The following is a 7,934-nucleotide window of genomic DNA, read 5'->3' on the forward strand; positions in this document are numbered from 1 at the left end:
GCGCCGCCGCTGGTGCCCGAGCCGGAATTCTCCAGGCGCGAAAGCCTGCCCTTTCTGACATTCGTCGCCATCGTGTTGGTGGCCGGGCTGGCGCATCTGACCGGGGCACCGATCTTCATCAGCGTCGCATTGCTGGCAACCGGCCTTGCCGGCCTTGCCCTGCATTTGCGCGCCAGGCGGAGCGAACATCGCACCTCCGCCCTTCTTGACGAAACCACTGCCCGCAGCCGCGCCGAGATCGAGACGCTGGCCGACCGCATGTGGGAGATGCAGGAGAGCGACGAGCGCTTTCGCGGCCTGATCGACGCGCTTGGCGATCTCGTCATCCATCGCGACCGCGACGGCTACATCGTCTATGCCAACAAGGTCTTCGCCGATCTCGTCGAGATCGACCAGCGCGACCTCGCCGGCAAGACCCTGGCGGAACTGGGCATCGAGGTCGGCATGGTTCCCGATGCCGCCTTTTCCGACCATGAGTGCCTGAGTTCCACCGATGTCTCCATCAGCACGCCGAGCGGGCAGCGCTGGTTCTCTTGGATCGAACTGTCGGTGCGCGACAAGGACAGCGGCGCCGTTTCACACCGCGCCATCGCCCGCGACATCACCGCCCGCAAACGCGCCGAATCGTCGCTGATCACCGCACGCGAACGGGCCGAATATGCCAGCCAGGCCAAATCGCGCTTCCTCGCTACCGTCAGCCATGAAATCCGCACCCCGATGAACGGCATCATGGGCATGGCCAGGTTGCTCGCCGACACCAGCCTGTCGCCGGAGCAGCAGACCTATGTCGGCGCCGTCTCGACCTCGGCCAGCGCATTGCTTGCCCTGATCGAGGATCTTCTCGACTATTCCAAGATCGAAGCCGGGCGCTTCGACCCCGAGCCGCAGCCGATGTCGGTGCGCGAGATCGCCGACAACATCATCGAATTGCTGGCGGCGCGCGCCTTCGCCAAGGATATCGGACTGGGTTGCCATGTCGAACCCGACGTGCCGCAATTGATCACCGCCGATCCGGGCAAGGTCAGGCAGGTGCTTCTCAACCTCATCGGCAACGCCATCAAGTTCACCGACAGCGGCGGCGTGCTGGTGAGCATAGCACGCGCACGCACCGAAACCAGCGACCGCATATGCTTCACCATCGCCGATACCGGTCCGGGCCTGCGTGACGCCGACCTGGAGCGCATTTTCGAGGAATTCGAGCAGGCCGACGGCACGTCGACACGCACACATGGCGGGGCCGGCCTCGGCCTTGCCATCTCCAGACGCCTGGTGGCCGCCATGGGCGGCACGATCTCGGTATCCAGCCGGCTCGGCCAGGGATCCGAATTCGTCTTCGAAATCCCTGCGATAGCGGCCACCGAAGCGCCGCAGGGCCACCAGAATGCTCTCTCGGGCAGACGCGCGGTGATCCTGTCGAAGAACGCCGTCGAGGCCGACGCCATCGCCCGCACCATCCGCGCCAATGGCGGCGCGGTCGACATCGCCACCACTGCAGCACAGGCCGCGCCTTTCGCCGCCGGCTGCGATGCGATCCTGGTCGATGCAGCGATGGAAGAAGGCGACGGAAGGCTGCTCAAGCGCCTGCGCCAGAGCGGTTTCTCCGACTGTGAGGCGATCACGCTGATCGCGCCGACCGATCGCGGCATGCTTGGCGAGTTCCGTGCCAGCGGCTACGCAACCTTCCTGGCCAGGCCAGTGCGCGGCGGAACACTTTTGCGTGTGCTGTTGAGCAGCCATGCTCCGAGCCTCGGCCCGCCGCAGCCCGAAAAGCGCGGCGCGCCGTCGCTGCGCGCCGTCGGCAACCGCCAGCGCGGCCTGTCGGTGCTGATCGCCGAGGACAATGACATCAACGCCATGCTGGCCCGCGCCACGCTGCTGAAGGCCGGGCATCGCGTCAGGGTGGTTGGCAACGGCAAGGCCGCCGTCGAGGCTGTCACCGGCGCCGCGCACAAGGACCGCTTCGACGTGGTCTTGATGGATCTGCACATGCCGGTCATGGACGGGCTGGACGCGATCGCCGCCATCCGCCGCCATGAGGAAGAAAGTGCCGTGCGGCCGGTACCGATCATGGTGCTGTCGGCCGACAGCCAGGAAAAGACCCGCCATGCGGTGTTGGCCCATGGCGCCAGCGGCTTTGTCACCAAGCCGCTCGACCCCGAGGCGCTGGTCAATGCCGTCGAGGGCCAGGTCGTCGCAGCCTGAGCTTTCCACCGCCCATCCGCACCGCGCGATCACTTAAACGTAGCCGGTTGATCGTATTCGCCAGCCGACGAAGTATTGCCCACGGCGTCGTATCACGGTACTGTCACAATCCTGTTGCACCTACACCGTATCCCCGTGCCAAGAGGGATGGCTCGAAGGAGAATCACTCGTGCATACAGTTATGCCGGAATGTGACACTCGGCCGAACGCCAGCAGCGCCTTGCTTGCCGGACGTAACGTCGATTCCGTCATAAAGGGCGCGGCGCTGGGCCGTATAGGCAATCTTGAAGTGCGGCTCGCTCGCAACGAGGCCGAGATCGCGGCCGCGCAGGAAGTGCGCTACCGGGTGTTCTACGACGAACTTGGCGCCAGGAAGGACCTGTTCCAGGCCCATGACCGCCGTGACGCCGACCGGTTCGATCCGCTCTGCGATCATCTGCTTGTTTTGGACACCACGCTTTCCGGTCCCGAACATCGCCGCATCGTCGGCACATATCGGCTGCTGCGGCAAGAAATCGCGGCCACGGCCGGCGGTTTCTATTCCGAAGGTGAATTCGAGCTGACCAAGCTCATCGCCCGTCACCCCGGCCAGCGTTTCCTTGAACTCGGCCGCTCCTGCGTTTTGCCGGAATACCGCTCGAAGCGCACCATCGAGGCGTTGTGGCAAGGCATCTGGGCTTACATCAACCATTACGAAATCGGTGTGATGACTGGTTGCGCTTCCTTCCACGGCACCGTGCCGGCGGCGCATGCCGAGGCGCTCACCTACCTCGCCCACCACTGCCGCACCAATTCGGCCTGGGACGTGCGCGCGGTGTCCGGGCGCTACTGCTCGATGGACCTGATGCCGATCGAGGCCGTCAATGCCAAGGCGGCGATCGCCGCGATGCCGCCTTTGGTCAAGGGCTATCTGCGCGTCGGTGCCCGCATCGGCGACGGCTGCGTCATCGATCGCGAATTCTCGACGGTCGATGTGTTCGTCGTGATGCCGGTCAAGGAAATCGGCGCCCGCTACGTCAACTACTATGGCGGCGAAGCCCAGCGCTTCGCAGCATAGCGAATAGCGAATAGAAAGTAGCGAGAGCTATCTCGTTCAGCTCCTATTCGCTATTCGCTATTCGCTACTCGCTATTCGCTTCCTTTCACAAAATATCTTCCGGCCGCCGGCCGGGTCGGCTCTTGTAGGACGGAAACGACCAGCCGAATTTGAGCGCACCGCCACGCACGAGGAACGCCGCCGCAAAGCCGGCAAGGTTCGAGGTGAGCGGCGGCAGTCCGGCAAGATCGCCAAGCGTGTAAAGCCCGGCACCCGCAAGGGCGGCCGTGACGTAGATTTCGGGCCTGAGCAGCACCGATGGCTCGCCGGCAAGGAGATCGCGCAAAATGCCGCCGAAAGTGGCGGTGAGCACGCCGGTGATGACGGAGACGACCGGCGAGCCGGTAATCGCAAGCCCCTTGGCCGCGCCCATCACCGAAAAGGCGGCGAGCCCGATGGCGTCGAGCCAGAGCAGCCATTTCCAGCGCGATTCGACACGATGCGCGCTGAAGAAGACCAGCACCGCAACCGCGGCGCAGACCAGCACATAGCCGGAGTTGGCGACCCAGAAAACCGGCAGGTTGAGGATGACGTCACGCAGCGTGCCGCCGCCTATCCCGGTGACGCTGGCCAGGAACAGGAAGCCGATGATGTCGAGCTGCTTACGCGAAGCCGCAAGCGCGCCGGTCGCCGCGAAGACGGCGACACCGGCATAGTCGAGAAGCGCGATGGCATTCATGCAGACCAGGGGAGTAAGGGAAGAGGAGAATAGGAGAATAGGAGAGTATGTTTATCACAAAGCCGCACCGTTGGTACGCTCCCTTACTCCCTTACTCCCTTACTCCCTTACTGCCCTAACTACGCATCCTTCTCAGCCTGCTCGTTCACCGGCCCCGGCTCAACCGGTGCTTCAGCGGCGGCGAACTTCGGACCACCCTTGGCGACGCCGACCATGGCCGGGCGCAGCACGCGGTCGCCGATCGAATACCCCGGCTGCACGACCTGGACCACGGTGTTGGCCGGGACATCCGGATTGGGCACTTCGAACATCGCCTGGTGGAAATTGGGATCGAACTTCTCGCCTTCCGGCGCGAGCTTCTTGACCCCATGCCGTTCCAGCGCCGACAGCATGGCGCGCTCGGTGAGGTCGACGCCTTCGATCAGCGCCTTGAAGCCGGCGTCACCCGATGCCTTGGCCTCGGCGGGAATCGCATCCAGCGCGCGGCGCAGATTGTCCGACACCGACAACATGTCGCGGGCGAAATTCGCGACCGCGTAGGTTCGCGCATCGTGCACATCGCGCGCCGTGCGGCGACGCAGGTTTTCCATCTCCGCCGCCACGCGCAGCGCGCGGTCCTTCAGCTCTTCATTTTCCTTCAGCAGCCGCACAAGGGCTTCATAGTCGCCGTCGGTGCTGCCTTCCGTGCGCTCGGCTGTGGGCTCGGTCGCCTCGACTTCGTCGGGCGCGCGTTCGTCTTTTGCCTGGTCGCTCATCGCCGTTTCCCGTCAATCTCGAATGATGTGGATTTTGTGCCCGATATCGATGTTTGGTGGCCAAAAATCAAGGGGTAAGCGACTATGGAAGCCGCCGGCCAAGGCCGGGCAATGACAGGCAAGACATTTCGACTTTAATTCAAATTTTACCTTAACCGCGGGCTTTGCTTGCCATACAGGCATGATGGGGGAACCATTCTCTTGCTGCAGGAGTTTCGAAGCCGACACAGGATTTTGAGATGATGACCCGCAACATGGGCGAAAAGGCAGAGGGGCTGGCCATCGAGATCAGGCGCCAGTTCGGCGCCGAGGCGGTGACCCGCTTTCTGCGCACCTTGCCGGCCTTCCGCACCGAGGCCGACATCCCCGATCGGTTCAGAGAACTGCTCGACCGCCTCGATGGGGCGGAGCGCGGTGACATCGGCTGGCGCCGGCGGTAACGCAACAATCGATCTTGGCAGCAAACCTCCTATCGGCAATAGCCGGGGAGAGCCGAACCATCTAAGGATAGATGTGTTGTGGTTCAATGGAGGACGTAAATGCGCAAGGTTTCGATCACCTCATCGCTGATAGCGTTTGTCGGCCTCGGCGCCATCACCTTGGCGGCCTTTCCGGCACAAGCAGACAATCTTCAGCTGCAATTGGGCAAACATGGCCCGCGGCTGAAGCTCATGGAAGATTGCGACCCCGCCTACGACGATTGCGAAGGCCCCCGTCGCGACGATCGGCGCGACCGCCGTCAACGAGGCTGCACGGAAGACCGGGCTCTCGACAAGGCAGACCGAATGGGCATCCGCCGCGCAAGGATAGAGTCCGTCGGCCGCCGGGAGATCACGGTCCGCGGCAGACAGGGCGGCGACCGCGTGCGCGTGACTTTTGGCACCGAGCGCGGCTGCCCTATCCTCGATCGCGAATAGCGATCGACCAGCGGAAAACCGACGCTCAGAGCCATCAGCAGGTCGAGCTGGCGGGTTGGCAGGCTCGATCGCCAAGCTACGCGACAATTACGCACAGTAATTTTGCGTGATGTTGCCTTGCGGCGGCGAGGCGCCCCGCCTATGCTTCCTGATGAACATGATTTCCCCTGAGGCGGTCGCCAACAGCAAGCGCGCCTGGTTGAAGATTCTCGCCCGCTACAAGAAGCCTGACAGGCGGCGCAGCGCCGTCGAACTCGCCATCACCCTCATTCCATTCGCCATACTCTGGGGGCTGTCTTCGGCGGCTTATGCCTATGGCCATTGGTGGGGACTGGTCCTCATCCTCCCCGCGGCCGGGTTTCTGGTGCGCATCTTCATGATCCAGCACGATTGCGGCCACGGCTCCTTCTTCGCCAATCGTTACGCGGACGACTGGATTGGCCGCGCGCTCGGCATCCTGACGCTGACGCCCTACGATTGCTGGCGGCGCGCCCACGCGACGCACCACGCCAGCGCCGGCAATCTTGACGAACGCGGCATGGGCGACATCCGGACGCTGACCGTTGCAGAATACCGGCAGATGTCGTGGCGGGGCCGCCTCGCCTATCGTCTCTATCGCCATCCGCTGGTGATGTTCGGGCTCGGTCCGATCTGGCTTTTCATCTTCGAGCAGAGGCTACCCGTCGGCATGATGCGCGGCGGCCTGACCCCTTGGGTGTCGTCGATGACCACCAACCTTGGCATCGCGGTCGCAGCAGCCGTCCTTATCTGGTTCGTCGGCCCGGGCGCTTTCCTGGTGGTTCACCTGCCGATCGTCATCCTCGCCGGTTCGGCCGGCATCTGGCTGTTCTACGTCCAGCACCAGTTCGAGGAAACAGAATGGGCGAAGGATGCCGACTGGGAATTCCAGCACGCCGCCTTGCACGGATCGTCGTATTACGACCTTCCGCCGGTGCTGAACTGGCTCACCGGCAACATCGGTGTCCATCACGTCCATCACCTCTCGGCCAAGGTGCCGTGCTACCGGTTGCAGGAAGTGCTGCGGGATTATCCCGAGTTGCGCGACATAGGCCGGGTTACGCTGCTCGAAAGCCTGCGCTGCGTCAAACTGGCATTGTGGGACGAAAACCGCCGCAAGCTGGTGTCGTTCCGCGAGGCACGGGCGGCGGCTTAAGCAATTCCAGGAGAAGTGTGAACGGTTTTCCAGGGAAAACGCGTAGCGTTTTCCCTGGGCAATTGCGTCACAACAAGAAGACCGCCGCGCCATGGGCGCCGCGGCCTGGAGCTCCGATCAGGCAGCCCTGATCATGTCGGCGGCCTTTTCGGCGATCATGATGGTTGGGGCATTGGTGTTGCCACCAATCAGTGTCGGCATCACCGAGGCGTCCACGACACGCAAGGCTTCAAGCCCGCGCACCTTGAGTTGCGGATCGACCACCGCCATCTCGTCGACCCCATCCGACAGGAGCCGACCGGGTGATAGACCGTGTCGGCGCGGGTACGGATATGGGTCATCAGATCGGCATCGCTCGGCTCGCCGGCGATGTGCATTTCCTTGTGCCGGTAGCGCGTCAGCGCCGGCGAAGCCAGCACCTGCCGGGTGATCCTCACGCCTTTCAGCAGCAGTTCCGCATCGCGCTGGTCGCCGAGAAAGCGCGGATCGATGCGTGGCGCGGCAAGTGGATCGGCGCTGGCCAGCCCAACCTCGCCACGCGAGTGCGGCCGCAATATGCAGACATGACAGGAGAAGCCGAAACCGTAGTGCAGCGTGCGCGCATGGTTTTCGACCAGGCCGATGACGAATTGCAGCTGCAGGTCAGGGCGCTCAAGCGCCGGGTCGGATTTGACGAAAGCGCCGCTCTCGGCCGACGGCGAGGCGATCAGCCCGGTTCCATCCCGCCGCCACTGCGCGATGTGCCTGAGGAAACCCCACGCGCCGCGCGGGCTCATGCCGAGCATATCGGTGTCCTTCGATCTCCAGCCGACGATAAAATCGAGGTGGTCCTGCAGGTTCTTGCCGACGCCCGGCAATTCGTGGACGACGGGAACGCCATGCACGGCAAGTTCGGCCGCCGGGCCGATACCCGACAGCAACAGAAGCTGCGGCGAACCGAAGGCACCACCGCAGAGGATCACCTCGCGCGACGCCTGTGCCACTGCCTCGCCTTTGCGCGTCCGGTAGCGGATGCCGGTGGCGCGCTTGCCGGCAAGGACGATGCCTGTGGCGTGCGCCCGCGTGATCACGGTCAGATTGCTCCGCTGCATCACCGGATGGAGATAGGCGG

9 protein-coding genes are annotated in these 7,934 nt (G+C 63.8%); 5 read left to right on the top strand and 4 right to left on the bottom strand.

Annotation, left to right across the window (positions count from 1 at the left end; translation table 11 throughout):
- Together EN906_RS14980 and EN906_RS14985 are read left to right on the top strand one after the other, a co-directional pair.
- On the top strand, positions 1-2,202 hold a 2,202-nt coding region (locus EN906_RS14980), incomplete at its 5' end, for a PAS domain-containing hybrid sensor histidine kinase/response regulator (protein ID WP_164777180.1).
- A gap of 181 nt (positions 2,203-2,383) precedes the next feature.
- Positions 2,384-3,259 (top strand): GNAT family N-acetyltransferase, encoded by an 876-nt coding sequence (locus EN906_RS14985; RefSeq protein WP_023812526.1) that lies wholly within the window; start codon positions 2,384-2,386, stop codon positions 3,257-3,259.
- 85 nt (positions 3,260-3,344) lie between these two features.
- Here the strand turns inward: EN906_RS14985 and EN906_RS14990 are convergent, their stop codons facing one another.
- Both EN906_RS14990 and grpE read right to left on the bottom strand, forming a co-directional pair.
- Positions 3,345-3,977 carry a trimeric intracellular cation channel family protein gene (locus tag EN906_RS14990; RefSeq protein WP_127269659.1) on the bottom strand — a complete coding sequence of 211 codons (633 nt, stop codon included), beginning with the start codon at positions 3,975-3,977 and terminating at the stop codon, positions 3,345-3,347.
- Between the two features lie 119 nt (positions 3,978-4,096).
- Positions 4,097-4,732 carry a nucleotide exchange factor GrpE gene (gene grpE / locus EN906_RS14995; protein WP_127269660.1) on the bottom strand — a complete coding sequence of 212 codons (636 nt, stop codon included), beginning with the start codon at positions 4,730-4,732 and terminating at the stop codon, positions 4,097-4,099.
- 239 nt (positions 4,733-4,971) lie between these two features.
- Here grpE and EN906_RS15000 point away from each other — a divergent pair, with 239 nt between their 5' ends.
- The 3 genes from EN906_RS15000 (at position 4,972) to EN906_RS15010 (ending at position 6,823) form a co-directional block, all read left to right on the top strand.
- Complete coding sequence (locus EN906_RS15000; RefSeq protein WP_127269662.1) at positions 4,972-5,172, top strand: hypothetical protein; 201 nt, start codon at positions 4,972-4,974, stop codon at positions 5,170-5,172.
- A gap of 99 nt (positions 5,173-5,271) precedes the next feature.
- Complete coding sequence (locus tag EN906_RS15005; protein WP_127269664.1) at positions 5,272-5,649, top strand: hypothetical protein; 378 nt, start codon at positions 5,272-5,274, stop codon at positions 5,647-5,649.
- Between the two features lie 151 nt (positions 5,650-5,800).
- Positions 5,801-6,823: a fatty acid desaturase gene (locus EN906_RS15010; protein ID WP_127273297.1), complete on the top strand. Its 1,023-nt coding sequence runs from the start codon at positions 5,801-5,803 to the stop codon at positions 6,821-6,823.
- Positions 6,824-6,940: 117 nt separating this feature from the next.
- Here EN906_RS15010 and EN906_RS38965 read toward each other — a convergent pair whose 3' ends face one another.
- On the bottom strand, positions 6,941-7,048 hold the full coding sequence (locus EN906_RS38965) for a GMC oxidoreductase (protein ID WP_348629278.1): 108 nt from the start codon (positions 7,046-7,048) through the stop codon (positions 6,941-6,943).
- The coding region (locus tag EN906_RS15015) for a GMC family oxidoreductase N-terminal domain-containing protein (protein WP_348629279.1) at positions 7,024-7,934 on the bottom strand (911 nt) is incomplete at its 5' end. The genes EN906_RS38965 and EN906_RS15015, both read right to left, overlap by 25 nt.

The sequence above is a fragment of the Mesorhizobium sp. M7A.F.Ca.CA.004.06.1.1 genome, from assembly GCF_003999135.1.
Lineage (GTDB): Bacteria > Pseudomonadota > Alphaproteobacteria > Rhizobiales > Rhizobiaceae > Mesorhizobium.